The 25,372-nt window shown below is 34.4% G+C and carries 24 protein-coding genes and 1 pseudogene; 14 read left to right on the top strand and 11 right to left on the bottom strand.

The features are described 5' to 3' along the window. The first annotated feature begins 403 nt into the window (after nucleotides 1-403). Entirely contained in the window at nucleotides 404-1,006 is a 603-nt protein-coding gene (locus tag T368_RS0107035) for an ATP-grasp fold amidoligase family protein (RefSeq protein WP_230455648.1), read from the top strand. 277 nt (nucleotides 1,007-1,283) lie between these two features. On the opposite strand, the gene T368_RS0107040 is transcribed toward T368_RS0107035, so the two are convergent. The 9 genes from T368_RS0107040 to T368_RS0107080 all read right to left on the bottom strand — a co-directional run bounded on the left by T368_RS0107040 (nucleotide 1,284) and on the right by T368_RS0107080 (nucleotide 9,652). Further along, nucleotides 1,284-2,216 carry a hypothetical protein gene (locus T368_RS0107040; protein WP_004087453.1) on the bottom strand — a complete coding sequence of 311 codons (933 nt, stop codon included), beginning with the start codon at nucleotides 2,214-2,216 and terminating at the stop codon, nucleotides 1,284-1,286. Beyond that, the gene (locus T368_RS0107045; RefSeq protein ID WP_004087454.1) at nucleotides 2,216-3,502 is read right to left on the bottom strand and encodes a homoserine dehydrogenase; all 1,287 of its coding nucleotides are present in this window, start codon (nucleotides 3,500-3,502) and stop codon (nucleotides 2,216-2,218) included. The genes T368_RS0107040 and T368_RS0107045 overlap by 1 nt, the downstream gene beginning before the upstream one ends. Nucleotides 3,503-3,660: 158 nt before the next feature. Beyond that, nucleotides 3,661-4,566 (bottom strand): GT-D fold domain-containing glycosyltransferase, encoded by a 906-nt coding sequence (locus tag T368_RS0107050; RefSeq protein ID WP_027338386.1) that lies wholly within the window; start codon nucleotides 4,564-4,566, stop codon nucleotides 3,661-3,663. A 9-nt stretch (nucleotides 4,567-4,575) separates the two neighbouring features. Further along, complete coding sequence (locus T368_RS0107055) at nucleotides 4,576-5,457, bottom strand: alpha-1,2-fucosyltransferase (RefSeq protein WP_004087461.1); 882 nt, start codon at nucleotides 5,455-5,457, stop codon at nucleotides 4,576-4,578. Nucleotides 5,458-5,601: 144 nt separating this feature from the next. Further along, complete coding sequence (locus T368_RS0107060; RefSeq protein WP_004087463.1) at nucleotides 5,602-6,879, bottom strand: divergent polysaccharide deacetylase family protein; 1,278 nt, start codon at nucleotides 6,877-6,879, stop codon at nucleotides 5,602-5,604. 37 nt (nucleotides 6,880-6,916) lie between these two features. Then, nucleotides 6,917-7,456 carry a hypothetical protein gene (locus T368_RS0107065; RefSeq protein WP_004087465.1) on the bottom strand — a complete coding sequence of 180 codons (540 nt, stop codon included), beginning with the start codon at nucleotides 7,454-7,456 and terminating at the stop codon, nucleotides 6,917-6,919. A 12-nt stretch (nucleotides 7,457-7,468) separates the two neighbouring features. Further along, nucleotides 7,469-7,747, bottom strand: a complete 279-nt coding sequence (locus T368_RS0107070; protein WP_004087467.1) for an HP0495 family protein — start codon at nucleotides 7,745-7,747, stop codon at nucleotides 7,469-7,471. A gap of 223 nt (nucleotides 7,748-7,970) precedes the next feature. Continuing rightward, nucleotides 7,971-9,173, bottom strand: a complete 1,203-nt coding sequence (locus tag T368_RS0107075; RefSeq protein ID WP_004087468.1) for an aspartate kinase — start codon at nucleotides 9,171-9,173, stop codon at nucleotides 7,971-7,973. Beyond that, nucleotides 9,173-9,652, bottom strand: a complete 480-nt coding sequence (locus T368_RS0107080; protein ID WP_004087469.1) for an RNA pyrophosphohydrolase — start codon at nucleotides 9,650-9,652, stop codon at nucleotides 9,173-9,175. The genes T368_RS0107075 and T368_RS0107080 overlap by 1 nt, the downstream gene beginning before the upstream one ends. A gap of 278 nt (nucleotides 9,653-9,930) precedes the next feature. Between T368_RS0107080 and T368_RS0107085 the strand changes: the two genes are divergently transcribed. The 8 genes and pseudogenes from T368_RS0107085 (at nucleotide 9,931) to T368_RS0107120 (ending at nucleotide 18,656) form a co-directional block, all read left to right on the top strand. Next, entirely contained in the window at nucleotides 9,931-11,139 is a 1,209-nt protein-coding gene (locus tag T368_RS0107085; protein WP_004087471.1) for a lytic transglycosylase domain-containing protein, read from the top strand. A 226-nt stretch (nucleotides 11,140-11,365) separates the two neighbouring features. Then, a pseudogene (locus T368_RS17295) lies at nucleotides 11,366-11,950 on the top strand (septal ring lytic transglycosylase RlpA family protein); the annotation flags it as partial. A 144-nt stretch (nucleotides 11,951-12,094) separates the two neighbouring features. Further along, on the top strand, nucleotides 12,095-13,006 hold the full coding sequence (locus T368_RS17385; RefSeq protein ID WP_407918945.1) for an SPOR domain-containing protein: 912 nt from the start codon (nucleotides 12,095-12,097) through the stop codon (nucleotides 13,004-13,006). Between the two features lie 28 nt (nucleotides 13,007-13,034). Beyond that, on the top strand, nucleotides 13,035-13,649 hold the full coding sequence (gene gmk, locus T368_RS0107095) for a guanylate kinase (RefSeq protein ID WP_004087479.1): 615 nt from the start codon (nucleotides 13,035-13,037) through the stop codon (nucleotides 13,647-13,649). 170 nt (nucleotides 13,650-13,819) lie between these two features. Further along, nucleotides 13,820-14,095 carry a twin-arginine translocase TatA/TatE family subunit gene (gene tatA, locus T368_RS0107105; protein ID WP_004087480.1) on the top strand — a complete coding sequence of 92 codons (276 nt, stop codon included), beginning with the start codon at nucleotides 13,820-13,822 and terminating at the stop codon, nucleotides 14,093-14,095. Between the two features lie 13 nt (nucleotides 14,096-14,108). Continuing rightward, nucleotides 14,109-15,935, top strand: coding sequence for an arginine--tRNA ligase (argS, locus tag T368_RS0107110; RefSeq protein ID WP_004087481.1), 1,827 nt, complete (start codon nucleotides 14,109-14,111; stop codon nucleotides 15,933-15,935). A 214-nt stretch (nucleotides 15,936-16,149) separates the two neighbouring features. Continuing rightward, a complete protein-coding gene (locus tag T368_RS0107115) occupies nucleotides 16,150-17,046 on the top strand; it encodes a hypothetical protein (protein WP_004087482.1) in 897 nt (298 codons plus the stop codon). Between the two features lie 191 nt (nucleotides 17,047-17,237). Then, entirely contained in the window at nucleotides 17,238-18,656 is a 1,419-nt protein-coding gene (locus T368_RS0107120; RefSeq protein ID WP_004087483.1) for a BspA family leucine-rich repeat surface protein, read from the top strand. 184 nt (nucleotides 18,657-18,840) lie between these two features. Here T368_RS0107120 and T368_RS0107125 read toward each other — a convergent pair whose 3' ends face one another. Both T368_RS0107125 and T368_RS0107130 read right to left on the bottom strand, forming a co-directional pair. Beyond that, nucleotides 18,841-19,116, bottom strand: a complete 276-nt coding sequence (locus T368_RS0107125; protein ID WP_004087484.1) for a HypC/HybG/HupF family hydrogenase formation chaperone — start codon at nucleotides 19,114-19,116, stop codon at nucleotides 18,841-18,843. Between the two features lie 235 nt (nucleotides 19,117-19,351). Then, nucleotides 19,352-19,852 carry a hypothetical protein gene (locus T368_RS0107130; protein ID WP_004087489.1) on the bottom strand — a complete coding sequence of 167 codons (501 nt, stop codon included), beginning with the start codon at nucleotides 19,850-19,852 and terminating at the stop codon, nucleotides 19,352-19,354. 82 nt (nucleotides 19,853-19,934) lie between these two features. Here T368_RS0107130 and T368_RS0107135 point away from each other — a divergent pair, with 82 nt between their 5' ends. The 5 genes from T368_RS0107135 (at nucleotide 19,935) to T368_RS0107155 (ending at nucleotide 25,368) form a co-directional block, all read left to right on the top strand. Continuing rightward, the gene (locus tag T368_RS0107135) at nucleotides 19,935-20,837 is read left to right on the top strand and encodes an aspartate carbamoyltransferase catalytic subunit (RefSeq protein WP_004087492.1); all 903 of its coding nucleotides are present in this window, start codon (nucleotides 19,935-19,937) and stop codon (nucleotides 20,835-20,837) included. 102 nt (nucleotides 20,838-20,939) lie between these two features. Then, nucleotides 20,940-21,422, top strand: coding sequence for a DUF2147 domain-containing protein (locus tag T368_RS0107140; protein ID WP_004087493.1), 483 nt, complete (start codon nucleotides 20,940-20,942; stop codon nucleotides 21,420-21,422). 211 nt (nucleotides 21,423-21,633) lie between these two features. Next, nucleotides 21,634-22,368, top strand: coding sequence for a hypothetical protein (locus T368_RS0107145; RefSeq protein WP_004087494.1), 735 nt, complete (start codon nucleotides 21,634-21,636; stop codon nucleotides 22,366-22,368). 10 nt (nucleotides 22,369-22,378) lie between these two features. Further along, nucleotides 22,379-22,828 (top strand): hypothetical protein, encoded by a 450-nt coding sequence (locus T368_RS0107150; protein ID WP_004087495.1) that lies wholly within the window; start codon nucleotides 22,379-22,381, stop codon nucleotides 22,826-22,828. A 38-nt stretch (nucleotides 22,829-22,866) separates the two neighbouring features. Continuing rightward, a complete protein-coding gene (locus tag T368_RS0107155; protein WP_004087496.1) occupies nucleotides 22,867-25,368 on the top strand; it encodes a UvrD-helicase domain-containing protein in 2,502 nt (833 codons plus the stop codon). The last annotated feature ends 4 nt before the right edge of the window (nucleotides 25,369-25,372 follow it).

A 25,372-nucleotide genomic window follows, 5' to 3' on the forward strand; every position in this document is an offset into this window, starting at 1 on the left:
ACAGCCCTAGCAGATAAACTCAAAGCTAGAATCTATATAGCAACAATATTAAAAGACTTTAATGCTAACAATACACTAGACTCTAACAAAGATGCTAATACTCTAGTTTCTCATACAAATCATATAACTCATATAACTACGGGGGGGGGGGGGCAAATATAGCCTAAATCAAAACAACACAGAATCTGGTAATAAATTCTCACAAGCAATACAGAATCTAGAAACCACACAAAACACACTCCAAAATCCTATACCCAATCAAGCAACACAGAATCTAAACTCACTTCTTGCTAAAGATTCCCTGCTTTTCCAACCTATTGACACACTCACACAAGAGCTCTTTAATGCAAATGAATGTCAATACTTACCAAAACTCTATGGAATCTATAAAAGTGTTAATGAGATTGATTTCTCTAAACTTCCACAAAGCTTTGTATTAAAGACAAATCACGATTGTGGTGGTGTAGTCTTAGTAAAAGATAAAGACACTTTTTTAAAAGATTCTAAAAGCTTTAATGAAGCTATAACTAAACTTACAAATCATTTAAACACAAACTTTTACACAATGTATAGAGAATGGCATTATAAAGATATAGAGCCTAGAATCTTTGCGGAGGAGATGTTGGGGGATACGCAAAAACACTCACTCATAGACTATAAGATACACACAATGCAAAATATCATAAGTCATATTGAAGTTATCACGGATAGGCACACAGGGCAAAAAGAAATTGCAATGGATACAAAGTGGCATAAAGTGCCTTTTGACTATGAGAAGAAGTCTTTACAGATTCCACAAAAGCCCATTATGCTAGGTGAAATGCTTGATATGTCATTGCTTCTAGCTCAAGCTTTTCAATATGTGCGTGTGGATTTATATTGCGTTGAGATGAATATTTATGTGGGTGAGCTCACTTTTACCCCAGCTGGTGGCACGGATAAATTCACACCACAAGAATGGGATAAAAAGCTAGGGGATTTGTGGAAGCACGCTCGTATAGAGTAGGCGATTTACATAATTATTAACACATCTCTCAAGTAGGTTATGCAGAAATAAATCTTTATTTATTTTAATAGAGCAAGTATTGCTGTGAGACATAAAGTGTAAGTTTGGAAAATATTGTTGTTGGCTTAAGGATAGCGTATTTATATCACACTAACCATAGTATGCTTTTAAAATAGATTGTTGCAAATATATGCAACTACAAATGATATTTACCTTTGTATTTCACACTATATAAAGTAGAAGTTTATGTAAGATACTGCATTGACAGACTAAGAATCTAAGGATATAAACTCTGTTCATGTTGTAAGATTCCAATAACTCTAGAATCTTGCATATATGTATCCCATAAAGCTTTACGCTCATTTGCAAGATTTTCACAATGTTTTTTATCTGGGGCTAGGGCATTTTTTGCTACTCTCTTTTCTGCTTGGGTGAGTTCTGGGATATACCTATAAAATCTCGCACAAGCACAACTTTTTGCTACAAAATCTACAAGCCGTGTGGGATATGAAAATACGCTTAATCGCTCTTCTTGCGGTCTCACTCTCACACCATTAGAATCTTGTATAAAGATTGTCCTGTATGTATAAATATAGGGTTTGCATATCTCTTCTTTTGGGGTGAGAGCTATCTCTAGAGATTGAGTATCCCATGTGAATTTCAATGTTTGAAATGGGGTTATTTTATCATATTGGGCTTGTAAGTCGATACTTGTTGTCTGCATGTCTTTTAACACATAGCTATAATCTTTGATAATGTCAAAATGCGTGAAAGTCTCTGTCTTTTTATCCGCTATTATCGCAAAAAAGGCTTCTTGTATATTCATATCTGGGTAGAAATAAGTATCTTTTATCTTTGTCGCACTGCAATCTGGCAATATACACGAAAAAGATTCTAGAATCTGCATGATATCTTTATCATTTTTATATGTATGTCTTAGTCTTACAAAGGTTTTATCTATAATCTTTGCTTCTTTTATGCTGCTTTTTTTACCCTTATTTTGCCTTGTCAAATAGGCATTATAAAGGGCTGTATAATCATTTACTTCTTTTGGAATCTCTTTTAAAGTTAGGGGATTAGAATCTAGCTTTTCAGTAGTATATGCTAAATCACTGCTAGTCTGCATAAATATATTTGAATCTTTTTTATCATCACAACCCAAAATGAGAAAAGATAGGATAAAAAGACATATGAGATGAATATATAACATTATAAAGATTCTATTCTTATCATATAAGGCTTTTTGCTGACTTCTTTTAGGTTTTCTAATGATTCTAAAGCTTTTTTTATCTGCACTTCAGCGCATGTATGTGTGGCAAGTAAAAGCAGGGCTGAATGTGTGTCAAGGTCTTTTGGCTTTCTTTGGATAAGCGATTGTATAGAAATATTATGTGTGGCTAATACTTCTGCAATATGTGCTAATACGCCGGGCTTATCATCGACTTGCAATCGCACATAGTAGCGGCTTATAATCTTATCTTTTGGTAGTAGCACCATGTTTTGTTCTAAGCTGTGTTGAAAGCCTGCGACATAGCCTAGCATAGGTGCGGTTTTACTACGCACAATCTCTATAATATCACTCACAACAGAGCTTGCCGTCTCACTCCCACCAGCACCCGCTCCATAATACACGCTTTCACCGACTTTATCGCCTATTACACTAATGGCATTCATTGCACCATCAGTTTTTGCAAGCATAGAATCTTTTGGTATCATACATAAATGCACGCGTAATTCAAGTGCGTTATCCTGCTTTTTAGCAATGCCTAGCAGCTTTACGCTATAATCATGCTCGCATGCAAAGCGGATATCCTCAAGGCTAATATCTTCAATCCCCTCAACGATAATATCTTCCATTTTCGCATGGATACCATAGGCAAGTGAAGCAAGTATTAATAGCTTATGCGCGCTATCACTGCCATTAATATCAAGTGTAGGATCGGCTTCTGCATAGCCTAGATTCTGTGCTTGTTTCAAAGCAGTAGCAAAATCTGTGTTGTTATTACTCATTTGCGTTAGGATATAGTTACTCGTGCCATTCATAATGCCACGGATACTTAAGATATGATTCGCACATAAGCCATCACGCAAAGCCTTAATAATGGGTATGCCACCGCACACACTCGCTTCAAAACCAATGGAAGATTCACTCCCTTTTAGCTCTAGCTCATGCCTGTGATATGCTAGCATAGCTTTATTTGCAGTAACAAAGCCTTTTTTATTTGCTAAGGCTTTAAGGGCGATTTTATAAGGCAGCTCCACACCGCCCATAAGCTCTACGATAATATCAATCTCTGGGTCATTTAGCGCGTCATCGATATTTGTGCTTAAGGGGATATTGACATTTTTATTGTGAATATTTCTTGCGATACCAATCTTTGGGATAATAAAAGCCCCTGTTCTTGCCTGTATGATATCTCTATTTTGCTGCAAAATCTCAATAACGCTACTCCCCACAACCCCAACACCAATAATTGCTACATTTATAGTTTTCATAATATACCTTGAATGCTTTTCTTTTCAGTGCGATATTATAACAGCAAAATGATGATTTGGGAAAATTAGGTAAAATGAGATAGGATAAGATTCCAAAATAGATTCTATACTATACTAATAGTTTTACTATGGGTCCGTAAAATCACATTCCACAAGCATTACTCATCTGGTGCAAAGAAGTCTTTGATTGTCTCATCCGTCATCTCAACCCCACGCATATATGTGTCATAATCCTTAATAGTGTGCCCTATGTCCAATACCCTAAAGCCTTTTAAAAACATTTCATAAGCAAGTACTTTTCCTGCCGGACCAAGTGCAAACAATAATACCTCATCCCCACTCACTTTATCATTAAGTTCTTTCCTTAGCCTATCAATATCTCTATATGCGTGTTTTGTGGGACCATAAATGTATTCAACTTGAGACCCTTCTAAAATATTGAATTTTATATCTACAAGGATTTTATCACCACAAACGAGCATTATTTTCTTATTACTAAAGATTTGTTTAAACATGTCGTAATGTTTCTGTGTCTCTTCCTTGCGGTTTGAGTCCCAAGCATATACTTGTGAAATACCACCACATGCATACTCTTTTCCGGGTATCGTGCGTTTCATAATAAGATTGTAATTTTCAACTACCCAAGAGTAATCGTATTCTAGCGCAATGTTGTTCGCATCTGGTGAGGGCGAATGAAAATGTCCGCCACTAAGCCCTATTAGCAAATTCTCATAATCAGATAAAATAATCTCTGATAACTTATCAGCTAATTCTTTATTGTATTCTTGGAAAGGAATGCCCCCCCCCCCCATGATAATATACTCACCATCCCCAAAACGAATAATACTTTTATTCGTATTTACCAATTCTTTCATGGTGTCAGCAGTGCTTTTTACTCGCGGTGGTTTCAATATATCAAAGTCATTTTTTATCTCATTTCGAAGTTTAGCTGCAAAATTAATCCTATGTTTCATATATACCAAAGAATTATTATTGATATCCTTTAAATTATACCTTGCAAGATAAATGATATTTTGTAAAAATCGTTTTAATGAGTATTTCATTATTATCCTTTATTTTGAAGAAATTTTTATCCAATCATCACAGATAATATTGTCATTGTCTAAAAGCCATGGAGTTGGGGCTATGACGATATTATTTGCGTCATTATTTAAGTATGCACTCCAAAAACTATACGAGCTGTTTGCAAGTATAGCATGTTTGCAATAACGCATGAGAAACATGTCTTCATGCTGATTGTCTTGAGTAATTGTTTTTTCACTAAGATTTACCGAATTGCTTTCATTTAATCCAAGATTTTTTTGAAATTGTTCAGTAAATGACATGTCGGTTGCACCAAATATAAAAAATTTTGGTTCTTCCACACGATCCATAATATATTGTATTGCTCTTTTGTAATAGTCCATACCGAGTTCCCAACCTATTTTGCAATAATCGCCTCTGCGAATATGGATAAAAATGCTATTTTTTGCCTGCAATATTAACTCCAATCGTTGCTTACCAAAGTCACTAAAGTTATTAGAATCATAATAAAAAATACTTTTTAATTCTTGCTCAAGTCCCTTTAAATATTTTGCGTTTTGAAAAAATCCACTGAAATATGTAAAATCATTTGGCAAAAGATACTCATCATGAAAATCAAAAGATTGACTATATGCAATATTATGTTTTTTCAAACCAAACATCTTTCTTAAAAGACCGGGTAGCTTCGAAACTCTAGCTTTTGCCTTTTCTATCTGTGTGTTTGTGGCATACTCTAAATCAACATTAAAAATATCTAAGCTAAATTGTGTGGAATTATCTTGTGTATCATACCAAGTTTTATCAAGCAAAACTGGCACTTGTAGGTGTTTTTGCAATGCTTTTGCAAAGGCGTATTGAAACATTTGATTGCCTAATCCACAGGTAAGCTCTACAATCTTATAATCGCTCATTAATACCTCTAATTTTGTATATTGACAACTTTTAAACCAAATAATATTGCAATGCCGTGTATTTGAAATTGTGTTATCATAACATAAAAATTTATGCAAAAGTATAAGAAAGGTGCGAAATAGTAAGTCATTCTTAGATTGTCATCACTCTAGCAATGGCAATGGCGTTTTTGTATCGCTTATATTGTGTTTTTGTAGTAACAAGTCAAGCTCGTTTATATAAAGCATTTCATAGTCATTTAATAATATTTCTTTATATTCTTTTAAGACTTGATAGGTTGATTGCTTTGGGTGTCCTATCGCTATGACATAGCCTTGTTTATTTGCGATTTTTAGTGCTGTATTCAGTTGTTTAGCAATGGAGGCAACATTTGCTTGGTTATCTAAAAACACATTGCGTGCGATATGGATTTTATGTTGTTCTTTTAAAAGTTTTCCAGCAACACTTTTTGAAGTCGTTAGAGAATCTACAAAGCTAATTTTATGTCTAGCAAGGACTTGCAATAATTTCTGCATATCTTCCCTGCTTTCTGTGTAGCGGCTGCCTGTATGATTATTAATATAGGCTAATTTTGGAAAATCTTTTTTAATTTGTGCGATGTGAGATTCTATTGTTTGGAGGCTATCGCCTATGCGTAAATTTATAACGCCTTGTTGCTCAAAATTATGTGCTTCAAGTGGCAAATGTATCATGTAAAATTCAAGTGTTTTTGCAATGTCTGGGTTATTTTTGCTGAAGAATTGCTTTGGAAAAAGCGATAGCGTTAGCTTTAAATGTAACGATTGAAAATTGTTTATATCCTTTTTGTTTGCTAGGTCATCAATGATTATTACAACCTTTGGCTTTTTGTAGAATCTTTGTAGATTTTTTGTGTATGTTATTGTTGTTTTGTCGCTATTTTTTATGAAGTTTGGAGACTTATCATTTCTGCAAGGGTGGGTAATAGATTCTTTATTGCTAGTAACAGGTGAAATATCGCTTTTAGAATTTGTGTTAGATTGTTTGCTATACTCAAAATGGCAATGATTAGAATCTAAATTTTGCTTAGTTTCTATGCTAGATGCTTGGCTTTGCAAGTCGTGGCAAAAAGTGGATTTTGCATTATGGCAATTATTAGAATCTATTTGTGCTGATATGTGGTTACTCTCATTATTAAAGCCTGATGAATCTAGCTGTGTCAAATCTTTAGGGCTTTTGTTTGCTGTTGTAGATTCTATATGTGTTTGGATATGTATGGGTGGGGCTTCGTTTATTTGTAAGTGTTGCATAGTTTGCGAGTCTAGAGACAAAGGATTAATATCTTTGTTTTTAGAATCTTTTTCAATGTGATACCATGAAAAGACACTGAGTATAAGGGCTGCGATAATAAACACGAGATATATGATAATAGATTTTTTCTTATGTGATTGTATATCATTCATAAATTAAGACTCATTGGGCTGTAACACATGGTTATAGCTATTGTGGTTTTTTATCATCTTTTTGTTTGGTTAGTCTTAACTCTGTTACACCCCTTTTATGCATAAGAATAATGCGTGCAAAAAAGGCAATAAGCAAAGTAGCAAGCAATAATTTTAGTATAAGCTCACTTTGATTTAAAAAAGATTCTGAATCTGGACTTGCCATAACTTTTGGCTCTTCATTGAAGATCTTTGCAATGTTCGGTGCGTAAAATAAACCAAATAAAAACATAAGGATAGCATTTAGCACATTACACGCCCATACAAAAAAGGTGCTTTTTTGGAATCTATAGCTCATCGTTTCATAAAATAGCATAAAAATAGCCGCAAACACAAGCATATATCCAACCTGCAAAAGTATGGGTGCAAGAATAATGCCTTGATCATATTTTGTGATAAGCGTAGTGCTAAAATCATTATTTCTAAACACTATATCTATACTCATGATAATAGATTCTGAAATATTTGTAACAATAATGCCACCTATGCAAACCCCAACAAGAAGCAGATAAAACCCAGCTAAAATCTTTGCAATCATATAAATCCTAAACTAAATCACCATAATAATGCCATGCTGCTTTGTCAAACCATCAAAATACGCAAGCCTCTCAGAATCATCTTTTACTTCAATCGAGCAATTAAGCGCGACATATTTACCATGACTTGAGATATGCTCCACTGGGGCAATATCTGCCTTGCCTATAAAGACTTTTTCAATCGCTTCTAGCACAATTTCTTTACTAAAACCTATCACACGATAACGCCATATACATGGATAATCAATCTGTGGTTTTATGTCAATATTTATTGGGCTATGATGATGATTCATATTGTTCCTTTTGTAATCTTCAAGTTATAAAGTTATTCTTTAATATCGACTTAAAATGCATACTAAACCAAGCTTTAGTTTCTAAAGATTCTATACTAACTTATTCTGGCTCTATAGAATCTAAAACCCTATCATATTGAGTGCGTAAGCATGAAATATCTTTTTTAGATTCTGTGTTAGTGCCTACTTACGCTCAACATGACAATTATTAGAATCTAGCTTTCTATCTATCAAGCTCATAGGCTGCATGGAGTGTTCTCACACTTAATTCCGCATATTTTAGATCAATTAGCATTGAGATTTTAATCTCACTTGTGCTAATCATGCGAATATTGATATTATCATTTGCCATTGCTTCAAATGCCTTTGCTGCGACACCGCTATGGCTTTTCATACCAACACCTACAATTGATACAATGGCTACTTCATGGTCATAGTCGATTAAATCCGCATTGACTTTAAAGGCTTCTAGTGTTAATTTTGCTTTATCAAGCTCATTTTTTGGCACTGTGAAATCAAGATTAGTTTTACTATCTCTGCCGATTGTTTGGACTATCATATCTACATTTACATTTGCTGAAGCAAGCTTGCTAAAAAGCTCTGCGGCAATGCCGGGCTTATCTTTAATACCGATTAAACTCACTCGTGCTTGATTCTTATCTAGTGCTATACCGCTAACAATAGGTTGTTCCATAATGTTTTCCTCCGTTGTAATAAGTGTGCCTTTATCATCGCTAAAGCTACTTTTTGCATAAAGCGGGACACTCCACTTTTTTGCAAGCTCTACTGAACGATTAAGCAAGACTTTCGCTCCCATACTAGCAAGCTCCAGCATTTCATCATAGCTTATTCTCTCAATCTTTCTTGCCTTTTCTTCTATGCGTGGGTCTGTCGTATAGATTCCATCCACATCGCTATAAATCTCGCATAAATCCGCATGTAATGCACCAGCAAGGGCTACGGCGGATAAATCGCTACCACCACGACCAAGTGTAGTAATCTCGCCTTTATCGCTTAATCCTTGAAAGCCTGTTACAACTACGATATATCCATCTTGTAAATGCTGCTTAATATTTGCAGTATTAATATCTTTAATGCGTGCTTTTGTGTGATTAGAATCTGTTATGATTCCAGCCTGTCTGCCATTAAATGCGATTGATTTATATCCCATAGCATTCAATGCGATACTAAGCAGGGCAGCACTGATTTGCTCACCACTGCTTAATGCCATATCCAAATCCCTCTCATTTGGTATCGGGCTAAAGGACTTACCATAGCCTAGTATCTCATCTGTTACACCACTCATAGCAGACACGACTACAACAAGATTATTGCCTTCTACGCTTTTGCTTACGCGGTTTGCTACATTTTGTATCCGCTCTGTGCTGCCCATGCTTGTGCCGCCATATTTTTGAACTATTAGCATTAAATATAACCTTCCTTTTTAAAATAGTCTAGCACTTGCGTATAAATATGCTTTTTAAACTTTGTAACCTTTTGTAGCAATGAAGCTAAATCCATAAACGCATATTGTGAAAACTCTGGCTCTTGTGTCTGTAAATTAATCTCTGCAAAGGGCTTTAATTTCACAAGAAAATATTTTTGCTTCTGTCCTGCATAGGGCTTCATTTTCTCTATAACCATAGGTGGAAAGTCATAAGTTAGCCATGTGGGATACTCTGCTAATATCTCTATATCATCTGTGCCTATCTCTTCTTTTAGCTCTCTAAATAACGCATCTTTTGGACTTTCGCCCAAATCTATGCCTCCTTGTGGAAACTGCCATACATTTTTTAAATCACTTCTTTCAGCGACAAAAAACTCACAAACGCGTGGATATTGCGATGACACAATGATAGCAGCGACATTTAGTCTGTATTGTTTGTTTGTATCTGCCCTATCCATTCTAGCTTTTCCCTTTTCTATATAAAAATCATGCAATATTTAATATTAAAAATGTGAATCTAAGTGTCAATTCTGCTTAAAATCAAATCATTATGTATCAAAAATCCCTATAATGATAGCATTTTCAAAACAAATATTGGTAATTATTAGCATACATGTTGTAGAATTTCGCTTTATTTTTTGAAAATGAAATCTCTAAGGAATTATTTTTGCATTGACTTTACACTCTCAAAGTATTAATTTACACTCTAAACTAAACATTTAAAGGAATATATGTGATGAAAAAGTTTATTCTTGCTTGTAGTATTTCCATTTCTACAATGCAGGTTTTTACAGCACAAATGTTTGCAGATACTCTTAGTAGCATTGATTTTTTAGAATATAGTATGCACACACCAAATACAAATAAGTATTTTAATCGCTTTGATACGACTACAATCAATGCTTTTAATATACCTATTGAATACATTGCGACTTTAGAATCTGAAGGGCGACTAATCGATGTAGATACAACAAAGTGGAAATATCTTACGCGTCAGTTTGATAATGGTTATGAGTTTATCCCTATCTTGCGTAAAATGTTAGCTGATGCAGATGTGCCACAGGAGTTTTTATTTCTTGCTATGGCAGAATCTGAGTTTAAATCACAAGCTCTAAGCTCCAAAAAAGCTGCTGGTATATGGCAGCTTATGCCAGCCACAGCAAAAGAGCTAGGACTAATCATAGATGAATATATAGATGAAAGGCAAGATCCTATAAAAAGCACACAAGCAGCGATCAAATACTTACAATATCTTCATAAAGCAACAGGCAAATGGTATCTTGCTGCAATGGCATATAATTGCGGTTTAGGGCGATTAAATCGCGCGATAAGAGAAGCAGAAAGCGATAGTATAGAAGTGTTACTTGATGAAGAAAAGCAATATCTACCACTTGAAACACGCAATTATTTGCGTAAAATTATGTCTATGTCTCTTACATTCTCAAACGCACATGAGTTAAAACAAGCTGATAAAGAATATATGCTTAATCGCGGAGCGGGTGATTCTCTTGTGATTGTAAATGTAAAAGCTGGAAATTCACTTGCAAATATCGCAAAGGGTGCGAATATGAAAGTTGATGATTTATGGTATTATAATCGCCATTTTAAGTATGATTTTGTGCCATTTTCACAAAAGGAATATCAAGTATATTTGCCTTATGAAAAATTAAGCTACTTCAAACAGCATTTTAAAAATGCACTTGATACGCGACCGCGTTTTACAACATATAAGGTGAAAAAAGGCGATAACCTCTCAAGCATTGCAAGGAAACATAATACAAGCGTTGATAGAATAAGACAATTAAATGGATTAAAATCAAATGCACTCATGGTGAATCAAATGCTAAAACTTCCCGCACTAAACGCACAACAAAGCATTCAAAAGGGAAGCACGACAGCAGTAAATACCAAGCAGATGAAAACCAAAAAAATCACTAGGAGCTAAATTGCATTTTTTACACAAACATATTTGTATAGCAACGACATTGGGCAGTATTGTTTTATTCAACGCATGTGCCCCAGAGAGTAAGTATAATGGTGGCAATGGTGCATTGCGTAGTTATGAATCAATGGATGCTTATGGCAATAACACCATTAAATATAGGCAAGACTACACACAGCCTACACAATCAAGCTTTAGTAGCACCCTTGTAGCAAATGATAGAGACAATATTAGACAAACACCGCAAAATAATAGAGCCACACAGCAGCACACCACAAGCAAAAAAGGCACAAAATCCACACAAACAAATCAAGCAAATACACATTATGAACCGCCCGTAAAAGGCGATGGGAGCTTTACGCCTACACAATCGCTTTTAGGTGGAATGCGAGATAGTGAAGCAATACAAAGGGCTACTATGCGACCCTACACCGTGCGGGGTAAAACCTATCGCCCACACCCTGTAAAAGTCGGTGATACATTTGATGGTATAGCAAGTTGGTATGGACCAGATTTTCACGCTAAGGCTACTTCAAATGGCGAAACCTACAACATGCACGCACACACCGCAGCCCATAAAACTTTCCCTATGAATACAATCGTTAAAGTCTATAATAAAGACAATGGTAAAACCACTGTGGTAAGGATAAATGATAGGGGACCATTTGTTGAAGGACGCATTATTGACTTATCAAATGTTGCAGCACATGATATTGCTATGGTTGGCAAAGGTATTGCAAATGTGCGAGTTGAGGTAGTAGGTTTTGGTGGAGATTTAGTCCATAATACACCACCAAAAGATTCTAAACCGCAAACACCACCTAAACAGACCACACAACAACAAGTAAAACATACAGAATCTAGCCCACAGCCACCAAAAGAACAATACACTGCACCACAACAGCAAAATACAATCTTAAAGCCAAGACAAAATACGCAAGTAACACATACAGAATCTATACCGCAAGAACCAACCACGCACGCAAAATCTACAAGCACAAACCAAACAAGCAATACCACACAAACCCATAGTAACACCCAAAGCACAGATACTTACACTATGCCCATACAAGATTCTAAAACACAAAGCATAAACCCACAAAATACACCACAAACAGAATCTAGCCATACAAATCAAACAAGCAATGTAGCAAATAGTCCAAAAGTAGAAAACAAAGAAATAGATTCCACACCCTTTGAAATCAGTGAAGAAGAATTACCAGAATTTGAAGATACAACACAAAGTAAAACTAAAGAAGCAAAACATGAAACAAAGCCAAAGCCACAACCAACAAAAGATGAAACTCTAGATTCTGCTTTTGTCGGCATTACCCCAAAACATATTGATAATACAGAATCTATAAAAGACATAGATGAAGCTATGCAAAGGCTAAAAGATTCCACAGAGAATCTTGCTAAAAAAGCACAAAATGAGATAAAAAACCAAGCAAAAGAAAACACGCAGCAAACTGCAATAGATTCTAAAACAGATTCTAAAGTAGAAAATATGGAATCTAAAAAGCCTAGACATGCAGATTCTAAACAATTAGATTCCAATAATACTGCAACAAATGATACTAAACCAAGCGACACGAAAGCAGGCAATGTTAAAGCAGGTGATATTAAGATAAATAATACTAATAAAGGCAATTTTATGATTTCACTCAATGTTTTTAGTGATGAAAATAGAGCTAAATCATTCAAAGATGATAATCAAAGCATAGTAAAAGACACGAATTATTCAATCGATATTGTGCCAACTGATAAAGGCTATCGTGTTGCTTTGCGTGGATTTAAAACCTATGATGAAGCAAAAGCCTTTATCGCAAAGTATGATATCAAAGGCTATGTTGCACAAGAGAGTAAATAAGATTCTAAAACAAATAAAAAGGATTCTAGTGAATAATGCTTATTACAATATGCTAATCATATCTGGACCATCTGGAGCTGGAAAAAGCACATTAACAAAGGTTTTGCAGGCAGAAATACCAAACTTCTATTTCTCTATATCCACTACCACAAGGAAGCCAAGGGAAAATGAGATACACGGCAGAGAGTATTACTTCAGCACAAAGGAAGCCTTTAAAGAAGGTATTAGTAAGGGTGAGTTTTTAGAGTATGAAGAGGTGCATGATAACTTTTATGGCACGAGTATAAAGCCGATAGAAAAAGCCATACAAGAAGACAAATTCATTCTCTTTGATGTCGATGTAAGGGGGCATAATAGCATTAAAAAATACTATCCACTTGCAAAATCTGTATTTATCACGCCCAAAAATCTACATGTTTTACAAGATAGGCTTTGCAAAAGGGGGACTGATAGCGATGAAGTGATACAAAAACGACTTTTTAATGCGAAAGAAGAGTTAAAATACGCAAATACTTTTGACTATTTGCTAATTAATGATAATATGACAAATTCTAAAAAGGCTATTTTACATATCGCAAAAAGTCTTATGTTTGCAAACCATGAGACAAAGATACAAGCCTTATTAGCACAATATGCTTTATAGCTAAAGCAATAGTAAAAGGTTGAAGACATAAAGGAGAAATAATGGGAAGCATGAGTATATGGCATTGGCTTGTAGTGTTGCTTGTAGTATTACTTGTAATTATTGCGATTGTGTTATTGTTAGTTTTTTTGATCAAGATATGCAAAAAGTAAAGATCTAGGAGGCGTATAATGATGGGAAGCATGAGTATATGGCATTGGCTTGTAGTGTTGCTTGTAATTGTTTTATTATTTGGTGCAAAGAAGATTCCAGAACTAGCAAAAGGGCTTGGCAGTGGTATCAAAACCTTTAAAAAAGAAATGGAAGACGATGATGACAAAAAGGTGGAACAAACTAGTAGCGAAGCTAAACCGCAGCAAAAGAGTGAAAAAAAGCCAGAAGTTATAGAAGCCCAAGTTATAGAATCTAGTCCAACTATCCAGCAAAAGCAAACCGAGAAAATATAAACGGAAAGCTATAATGTATTACAAGGTAAAAGAATTTCTAACAGAAGCTACGAAAGCCTATCTATCATCAATAGATCGCACAGATATCGTAGTCCAGCAAGGCACAAACAACGCCTTAAATCAAAAAAAAACTTCATCAAAGCATAATGCAAATATCAGTCAAGATTCCATGATAGAATCTAAAACAGAATCTAAGAAAGATTCTAACAGCTCACAAGACAAAATAAATCTAATCATCGCATTAGAACACCCAAAAGATAAACGACACGGACACTTTGCAACACCACTTTGCTTTACACTCACAAAGATTTTACGCACAAATCCAAAGGTGTTGGCACAGACTTTACAAGACTTTTTCATGCAATATGACTTAGATTCTAATAGCACTAAACCTTTTAAGAAAATATTTTCATCTATAGAGGCTCTAAATGGCTATTTGAATCTCACTCTCACGCATGGTTTCCTTACATATATGTTAGAAGTAGCATTACAATCACCAAAAGATTTTGCAAAAGGTGAGTGTAAAAATACAAAGATTCTACTTGAATATGTGAGTGCAAATCCAACAGGACCACTTCATATAGGACATGCACGCGGGGCGATCTTTGGGAGTGTCCTGCAACGCATAGGAAAGCGACTAGGCTATGATATAAAGGGTGAATATTATGTCAATGATGCAGGTAGTCAAATCGATATGTTAGCCCTATCTGTCTATAATAGTGCGGCAAAGATTCTAAACTTAGAATCTCTTAGCGGCGAAGTGTATAAAGGAGAATACATTGATTCTGTCGCACAGGACGCGATTAAGCATTTTGGAGAGAGTTTTTTTCGCACAGCAGATTCACAAAAAACAGATATTTTACAAAAGATAGGACTATACGCAAAAGACATGATGCTAGAAGTAATTAAAGAGAATCTAGCTTCTTTATCCATTGACTTTGATTATTTTGTGAGTGAAAAAGAGCTATACACAAGATTTGATGACACGATGAAAACCCTAGAAGCACATAATGCCCTTTTACACCAAGATGGTGCAATATGGCTACAATCAACACTTAAAGGCGATGAAAAAGACAGGGTTTTGGTCCGCGATAATGGTATGCCAACCTACATGGCAGGGGATATAATCTATCATAAAGACAAGTTTGATAGAGATTATAATCACTACATTAACATTTGGGGTGCTGACCATCATGGCTATATAGCACGCATTAAAGCAAGTATTGATTTTTTGGGCTTTGATTCTAATAATCTAGAAGTATTACTCGCACAAATGGTAAGTCTTTTAAAAGATGGACAACCTTATAAAATGAGTAAAAGAGCGGGGAATTTCATTCTCATTCAAGATGTGGTAAATGATATTGGGGCTGATAGCTTAAAGTTTGTATTTTTGAGTAAGAGCCTTGATACGCATTTGGAGTTTGATGTGCAGGATTTAAGTAAAGAAGATTCTTCAAATCCCGTGTTTTATATCAATTATGCAAATGCTAGAATCCATACTTTACTAGAAAAATCTAGCCTATCACTTGAAGACATAAACAAAACAGACTTAAGCACTTTATTAGATAGTAATGATTCCTTAGGACAAGATAGCATGCAGCTAATACTGCAAAGTTTAGGGCTTTTTTATGTGCTAAATCAAAGTTATGAAGAGAGAGCATTACAGAAATTATGTGAATATCTAAAGAATCTCGCAAAATCTTTTCACACATTCTACAACGCACATAGAATCTTACAAACCGAGCATGAAGCAGGGATTCTAAAAATATTCTTACTTGTATCTTTAAGCCTTACAACAGGCTTTAATATGCTAGGCATTGAGATTAAAACGAAGATGTAAGAAGCAATCATGTCTTGCCATATTTTATAGCATATATCTTATCCGCAATGTTGCGATATACTTTTTTGTTAAGCATGTATCATAACTACACGCTTTGTGTGCTGTGTGCTTGTGGCAATAGACTATAAAAACCAAAATATTACCCCCTTTATATCTTAAAAATCACGATTTTTAGTTATACTTTAGATTCCAAATGATAATAGGTGAGGAATATATGAAAAAGGTTAGTGTTAATATCTTTGCTTTCTTAATGGCATTGCTTTTAATCGCTTGTGCGGGGAATTCTAACGTAGATAAAGACGATGATAAAGAAGGTGTAGCAGAAGAAATTGCCGCTTTACATGCAGAGATGAATAAACTACATGGTAAAACTTCAGGCTATTATGCGAATGTTGCCATAGCAGACGAAGAGTATGATAAGGCTTATGGACTTCATTATAAGGAATGCAAGCTTGGCTCAGTCATTGAATGCTTAAATGCCTATTATATTGGGGAAGAAAGGGCATTAAGTAACTACGATAGTGCGGAGTTTGCAGAAGATCTTACAAAAAGCATTGTAAAGAATGGAAAAGCGTGTAAAAAAGGTGAGAGTTTAGGCTGTGTGAATCTCTTTTTTGCATTTGAAGCCTTAGATGATAACAACGAGTTTTTAAAGCAAATTATCGCACCATCTCTAAAACATCATAATGATGAAATGATCGTAGATAAAGCATTAAGTCTTACAAAAAAAGAGTGTGAGAGAGATGATGCGACCTCATGCTTTTTTCATGCGCGCATGTTGCGTATAATAGACCATTATGCTGATGTTGATTATTTTGTAACAAAGGGGCTTGACTTAGGCTATGCCATTGCGCCTTTTGTGAGACTGCCTATGCAATCACCCCAAACTATCGATTATTTTAAACGCTCTTGTGCGTTAAATGAAGCTATGTCGTGTCGCTATGTTGCATACTGGTTTGATAAATATGAAAATAATAAAAACTTAGCAAAAAGCTTCTATCAAAAGTCATGCAAGCTAGGCTTGCAAGTCGCTTGTGATGAAATGGGTAAAACTTCTAAAACCACGCAACAAGTAGATGAAGTTGGTGCACCTGTTATTAAACGCAGATAATTGCTAGAAATGGATTCTTATCCAAATGGGTGGCTGTGGTCTTACGAGGTGCAAAAAAATGAATCTAAAATCTTGTCATTTTGATTTATAGGCAAAATATCTTTTTAGATTTCATACTAGGTGTTTCGCCCAAGGTCTAAACATGACAGCAATTGTTTTAGATTTTAAATCTATAAAGTAAAGGAATAATTATGCGTTTTATGTTTATTGCCACTTTATTTTTTTGTCATATTGTAATGCTAGGTTGTGTGAAAAATACAACACCGGATTCTAAAGATTCTAAAGAAACTACAAGTAAAACAGAAAAAGATTCTAAAGCTGACCCAAACACAGAAGATTCTAAAAGCAATGTAAATAAAGATAAAAAACAAGACACAAAAACACAAGATACAAGCACAGAATCTAATCTAAAAGACACAGAAGAAAAGCTAGATTCTAAACAAAAAGCTACAAAACCAAAAACTACAAAAAAACTTCACGCACCGCAGACAAAAAACGAGCTAAAAGCCCTTGTGGATAATAATACCATAAAGCTAGGCGACATTGATACAAGTGCGATTAAGGATATGAGTGCGTTGTTTAAAAACTCGATGCGGAGAGATTTTAGCGGTATAGAATCTTGGAATGTCAAAAATGTTACCAATATGTATGCAATGTTTGATCATGCAAAGTATTTCAACCATGATATTTCTAAATGGAATGTAGCAAATGTTACAAATATGGACTTTATGTTTGCTGATGCCATGCAGTTTAATCAAGATATTTCACGATGGAATGTAGCTAAAGTTGAAAGCATGAATAACATGTTTGCAAGAGCTAAAGCTTTTAATCAGCCTTTAGAATCTTGGAATGTGGCGAATGTGCGTTATATGAATGCCATGTTTTTTGAGGCAGAAAACTTTAATCAAAGCTTAAATAAATGGGATACAAAAAATGTTGAGAGTATGCGTGAGATGTTTTATGGTGCAAAGTCTTTTAATGGTGCTTTAGAATCTCTTAATGTGGAAAATGTGATCAATATGAATGCTATGTTTGCCTTTGCCACTTCTTTTAATCAAAATATTAACGCTTGGAATGTAAGCAAAGTAAAATATATGGAAAATATGTTTGAAAACGCGATAAGTTTTAATCAGCCCTTGCATTCTTGGAATGTCTCAAGGGTAGAAAGCATGCTTGCCATGTTTAAAAACGCAAAAGAGTTTAATCAGCCCCTAGAATCATGGAATGTATCAAAAGTGCGTGAAATGCGATCTATGTTTGAAGGGGCGTTGAAATTTAATCAAAGCTTAAATACATGGAATGTAAGCCATGTAACAAGCATGAGTGCTATGTTTAAAAATGCAAAAGAGTTTAATCAGCCCTTAAATAAATGGAATCTTGCAGATGTGTGGAATACTAGCGAAATGTTTAGAAATGCAACTTCTTTTAATCAAGAGTTAAGATTCTGGCGTATGCACAATGTGAGATATATGGATAGAATGTTTGAGAGTGCTACAAGCTTTAATCAAGACTTAGATTACTGGGAGATAAATGCTAAAAGCAAAATAGATATGTTTAAAGATTCTGGTATGGAAAAGCTCCCTAAGTGGTATAGTGAACATTTGTGTTGAATTACAAATGTTATTGAAGTGCATTAGAATGTGATGCGTTTTTTCTAATTTTCTAAAATAATCTTAGTTGTTTTTAATTGTTATTGATTGTGCTTCATAATTAAAGCTATTTTCTCTGCTTAAAATCTATATCAAAGCTTAAATGGCATGGATTATACCAACATGCTTCTTGTAAGCCACATACTCACAATCCATTTGCCTCTTCTAGCATAAGTCGCTCTTCATCTTCTTCCTGCATGGCTGCTATCATTTCTGCATAGAGTTTTAGACTCTCAATCGCATCTTCTTCATCAATTTTACCCATAACATAGCCAACATGCAGTAAGACAAAATCGCCGATAGCTACATTATCCTGCATTAAATCAAGGCTTGCTTCACGCTGCACCCCAAGTGTATCAAGTGTTGCCATATTCGTTTCTTTATTTATGCTTATGACTTTAGAGGGGATTGCTAAGCACATATTACTTCCTTGAGACAGAATCTTTCAAAACCATAATGCTAACATAATAAGAATAATATGCCACTTAAAACCATGCTAATAGAATCTTTGCCGTTAAATAATTCTTGCATTGACAAACTAAAATCCATGTCGCAATGAAATATAGAACTAAAATATTCCCTATAATGAAAGCAAAATATTATGTCATTCGATTTCAGATTATTTATACACAGAATCTCATAAAAATCATGTAAATTCACAACTTTGAATCCAATATAATATATGAAAAGTCAAATACTGCTGGTTTAAAGGTCTCTATATTAAGCTCTATTTTCATGTTCTTTTTTTCAAAAACAGATGGGTATCTAAACGCAATGAGATAGCCATTAGATAGATTATTATATAAAGTGAGTAAGTCATCAAACTCTCTAGCTTCTATGGGGCGTATCCATAAAGGCTTTCTGCCAAACATGCTAAGCTGCATAGAATCTGGGACTATAACATATTCATCATCGTTAAATATCTCTAAAAAAAAGTATTCCCTACCATTATAAATGCTGCTATCAAGGCTGTTTAAATGCGTTAATCTCGCGGCAATCTTTAGCTTTTCATCAACACCTGAAAGTAAAACCATGCGACTATTTTGTGCTAGTAGCTCAGTCGGCGTATCTAAAAATTCAGACTTTGAGAAATATGATGAGCAACCAAAACACAACACACAAAACAATAATAAAAGATTCCTAAAAACTATCCGCATACATGGCTTTCATATAAAGATTTACTGCGTATTCTAGCAAATTTGTTATAATACTTAGCTAAATTACACTTTAAGGTAAAACATGAGTATAAGGCATCTCATACAAACCACTGATTTACATGTAGAAGAGATTAAGCATATATTTGAACGCACTGCAGCCATGACTGACAATAGAGAAACGCTGAAAAATAAACGATTTATTACCATATTTTTTGAAAACTCTACCCGCACATTAAGTAGCTTTGCCATAGCGATTAAGAATCTTGGCGGGGAAGTCATAAGCCTTGATGTAGCAAAAAGCTCTACTGCTAAGGGTGAGAGCATGGCAGATACCGCTGCAACGCTAAATGCTATGCAGCCACATGGAATCATAGTGCGACATAAAAGTGCTGGCGCACCAAACTTTCTAGCACATTTTACTTCCTGCCCCATCATTAATGGCGGTGATGGCGCACACGCACACCCGACACAAGCCCTGCTTGACCTTTACACAATGGCAAATCATTTTGGCGATAATGATTGTTTGCGTGGGTTATCTGTGCTAAAAGGTAAAAAAGTAGCAATCGTTGGGGATATTAAAAACTCAAGGGTAGCAAATAGCAATATTGAGTTACTCACTCGTTTTGGCATAAATGTCGTGCTAGTAGCCCCACCACATTTTCTATACAAAACACGATTGCAAATCGCACATGACCTAAAAGATGTGATTGATGAAGTAGATATTATCATGGCATTACGCACACAAACAGAGCGGCATAACACACAGATTTATGGTAGCCTGAAAGATTATGCGAATAGATTCTGTATTACTAAAGACTTGATTGAAGGAAGAGATATTATCGTTTTACACCCCGGACCTGTGCATAGAAACATTGATATTGATGATGATGTATTAGCAAGTCCTTGTTGCAAGGTGCTGACACAAGTGCAAAATGGTGTGAAAATCCGCATGGCTGTCATGGAGTTTTTATGCCATGATACATAGAGATTCTCCAAAATATATCACAAAGTAAGACATATTTATAATATGGTTTTTTTGTATGTTATAATCTCAACTATTTTTACTAGATTCTATTAAAGGTTTTTTATGCGTTTTCTTCTAACTTGTTTTATGCTGTGTTTTAGCTCTGTGTTGTTTGCAAGTGATATTGCTGGTGTGTATGCGATACCTTCAAAAGATGATGAATCTTATGTTGAGATTTTTCAAAAAAATGGCAAATTTTATGGTGTGGGCTTTGCAAATAAAAGTGGCAAAGATTCTGGCAATGATGTGAAAAATCCCGATCCAAAGCTTCGCGATAGAAAAGTCGGTGGAAGTGTCTTTTTATGGAATCTTACATATAATAAAGAAGATAATGAATATCATAATGGCAAACTCTATAACTTTCAAAATGGCACAACCTATCATGTAAGTGCAGAGTGGGATAATGATAAGCTAAAAGTGCGTGTAAGTAAGGATAAAAAAGGCGTATTTGGCAAAACACTTGTATGGCGAAAAATGAGTGAAAAAGAGATAGCACCCTATCAAGCAAAAAGACCAAATATAGAGTCTTTACAATTACCAAAATGACAAATATATGAGATTGCAATTTCAAGGATAGAATCTACTTTATGTATGTTTTTTGCAGTATTATAAAAGTTTGGTTTTTTATAGAATACTCATTTGTTTGATATGTAAAATTATGATTCTAAAATGTGTAAAATCTTATAAGGAATTAAAGGTAAAAAATGCTAATCAAAATATACAATTATAAAACACGCAACCAAAAGGGACTAGAATAATGCAAGATAGCGCACAACATGCTTTCCTAAAAACCTTTCAAAATCCAATCAAGCCAATAGCCATACCAGATACAAGCATACTGCAAGATTCAAGCATGGATTTAACCCAAAATCCCATACAAAAAGAATCTATTGAAACAATAGATTCTACTAAAACGCAACACCCTACAAAAACTCATATAGAATCTAATGCCACAAGCACAGCACAAAGCAATCATGTGATAAAAAAATCATTAAAAGATTCACAGCTTTTTTCCAAAACACAAACAATATTACAACATTTAGCAAATTTAAGTGTTTTTGATAGCGAAACCTTGCAAAAAGGAATGAAAATTGATTTATCTAACAGCAATTCTAAATTTTTTGAGTTATACATTGGGGCAGAGCTTCACTTGGCAACTGCTTATATTTATGTTCTTGATGAACGCACATTTGCAAAGCAAGATTCACCATATTTGCATTTCATTCGATGTGAAGCAATAAAAAGGGTATCACAAGAGTTAATAAAAGTATGTGTGCCGACAAAAAATGCCTTTGATTATCGAGTGCGTTCTAGTGGCGTAGATACAAGGCTTTTTTATGAGCATCCCTTGCGTATTTGCCCTGTATGTATAGCAGAGTTGTGTGAGATTTTAAGCACAAAACATAAACGCACAATCCATACAAATCAAATCAAAGAAGAAGAGATTCTTGGATTGCTTTTTAAAAACAAACTAAAAAATCTTGTAATGTAAAAGGAAAATCATGGTTCCATCACTTATTATGTTGCATCTATACGACAAGATTCCAAATGAAGGCATTACGCTTGTGAAAGGCAAGCTAAAAAAACTTGATAAAGTAGGGCTTGCAAAAATAGTTATAGGTTTGCCCTTACTTAAGCTTTATAATGTGCAAATGGTGTTTTGGGTTGGCAGTGTAATACTTGGCATTTTTGGTGTAGGTCGCTTTATGATTGGAGATCGGGTTATTGGTGCATTGAAAGTTAGCCTTTTGTTTATATCTTATGCATTATTGATGATTAGTGCGGTTTTTACGCATTTATCAGATTTGGCTATTGTTTCGCTGAGTTTGCTTATCGCAGGTTATGTGGGCTTAGTGGGTGTAGCGATATGGTGGGGGCTTGATATGTTTCTTATCATACCAAAAGCAAAGAGAGCAAATCTCAACAAAATACTACATTTATTCAATGCTTAGATTATAGATTTGATCTCTTATGAATGGTTGCGGAGTTTATGGTGCAAAATAACAAAAATCTAGATTCTATGAACGAGATAGCACAACTAAACCCAAAACACATTGAAAAAATAATTCAATCTCATGCCAAACAGCTTAGCGATTTTTTACAAAATATTGCACCAAATGGGGAGACTAAACCCCGCACAAAAGCAATATGTGAAAAATTAGAATCTAGTAGTGCCAAAGAGATATTACAACATAAACTCATAGTAGAAAAAAAGCATAACTATATCAAGCAAGACTTAAAGCTAAATGAATCTATGCAGCAAGAAATCGCATATAAATGCGAGCAGATACAACAGCTTGGAATCTTATATACAATGTGTGTTGAGAGTGCGTTATTATCGCATTTATACATGTTTTTGGAGATTTACATACAGGCTATAAGAGAGATAGAATCAAAGCATAATATACTAAGCTTTCAATCCATCGCACATAAAGTTTTTGCTATTGCAACTGATACTTTAATGATAGATGGGGATTTTCAAAGTGATTATTTCTTTTTTAGGCTAGATTCTTGCATTAGCCATATACTCTTTGATGAATATCAGGATACAAGCATTATGCAGTATAGAATCTTTGAGCCACTTTTTAATGAAATCCTTGCAGGAAGTGGGACAAAAGATTCTAAAAGTTTGTTTTTTGTGGGAGATTCTAAGCAGAGTTTATATGCCTTTCGTGGTGCAAATATCTCTGTATTTGAGAAGACAAAAAGGCTAGATTCCATGCAGCAAGAAAGTCTAAGCCATAATTATCGCAGTAAAAAAGCAATCATTGATTTTGTAAATGATAAGTTTGCAAATCTCTATAAAGAAGAGTATATAAAGCAGCTTTATAGTGAACATTCACAAGATATAAGCGGTGTGGTGAATGTGAAATTGTATGAAGACACTGGTGATAAAGAGATAAATAAAAACGCAGTCTTCACAGATACTCTCACGCAGCTAAATAGGCTTATAGAATCTAATGTGCCAAAAAAAGAGATTGTCATTCTAGCAAGAAAAAGAGATACCCTACATGAATTTAATCTATTCTTAAAAGAGAATGATTCTACTATAAAACTAAACCTTGATAAAAGCGGAAAGCTAATAAATCAGCCAAGCATACAAGCAATATTTTATGTCTTTAAAACACAAGAATATAGAGATGAAATAAAGCTTATCGAATCTAGGTTAGGTATGTTGCAAGATTCTATGCAGAAAGCAACTATACAACAAGATTTTAGCCCACAAGATTCAAGACTAAAAGATTCCACAGAATCACTACAAGAAAAGCTAAGAAAAGCAAGAAATAATTATAAATTCGCACAAAAAAAGCTCAATAAACTCTTAGGAAAAAGCTATTTTGATAATCAATATATCACTATCCCGCAACAAACTTCTACATATTATTCACTTGCAAAATCTATAAAAAGCATTATAGAATCTCTAAGATTCTATAATGATGATTGCATGGAATTACTAGAAATAGCAAGTGAAAATATTGATATAAAAAGTATTGATTCTTTGTTTGAGTTGATAGAAAATAGAGAATCTGTCATCATGCAAGAAGAAGCCATTCATGCGATGAGTGTGCATGGGTCTAAAGGGCTTGGATTTGAGTATGTGATATATTTAGACTACGAGGCACAAAAACAAAATAATAATGAAAAAATACTTTATAGTTATAATGATATTTTCTTAGATTCTATACGCATAGATACTACAACAAAGGCTATGAATATTTATAGAGACAAGACATTGCAAGATTTAGCGGATAAAAAAGAGAGGGAAAACCTGCAACAAGAATATAATAATCTCTATGTAGCATGCACGAGAGCTAAAATCGGGCTTTATATATTTGCAAACAAAGAAAGCTCTATTGCAACACATCTTGCTTTAAAAGATAATGAAATCTATGGCAAAGAAATACAGACAAAAAGAGATTCTAAGCAAACACAAAATAATCTCACAATTATTAGCAAGCTACAAGCTAAAAATACAACACAAGAAGAGTTTTTACAAGAGAGTAAAGATTCTTTCTATCAGCACAATATTTCTATGCAGCATAAGCAAATTTTGGGATTAAGCCTTCATTACTCGCTTGAACTCATGCTAGGTTTCGGCATTAAAAATCCTTATACTATGCTAAACTTTTTATATGGATTCTATCTAGATGAAAGCATGATTGTAGAGATTTTACAAAAGGCAAATAACATTTTTAAATCTAGCCTTGAAAAATTGCTATATATGGATAAAAATACGATAAAATGTGAGCTGTCTTTTCTGCAAGAAAATAGCATAAAAAGATTAGATGCCCTTATACAAAATGGAGAGGAATTTTTTGTTATAGAATTTAAAAGTAGTCAAAATATCAGTGAAGCATTGTTGCAAGAGCATACCGCACAATTACAATCTTATATGGAATCTATTGCTACTATCTCTCAAAAGAAGTCCCAAATAAAAGGCTATTTAGTCTATTTGCAAGACAATGTTGCGGTAAAAGAAATCACTCTATAAAATA

The organism is Helicobacter bilis ATCC 51630 (genome assembly GCF_000686565.1).
Taxonomy (GTDB): domain Bacteria; phylum Campylobacterota; class Campylobacteria; order Campylobacterales; family Helicobacteraceae; genus Helicobacter_A; species Helicobacter_A bilis.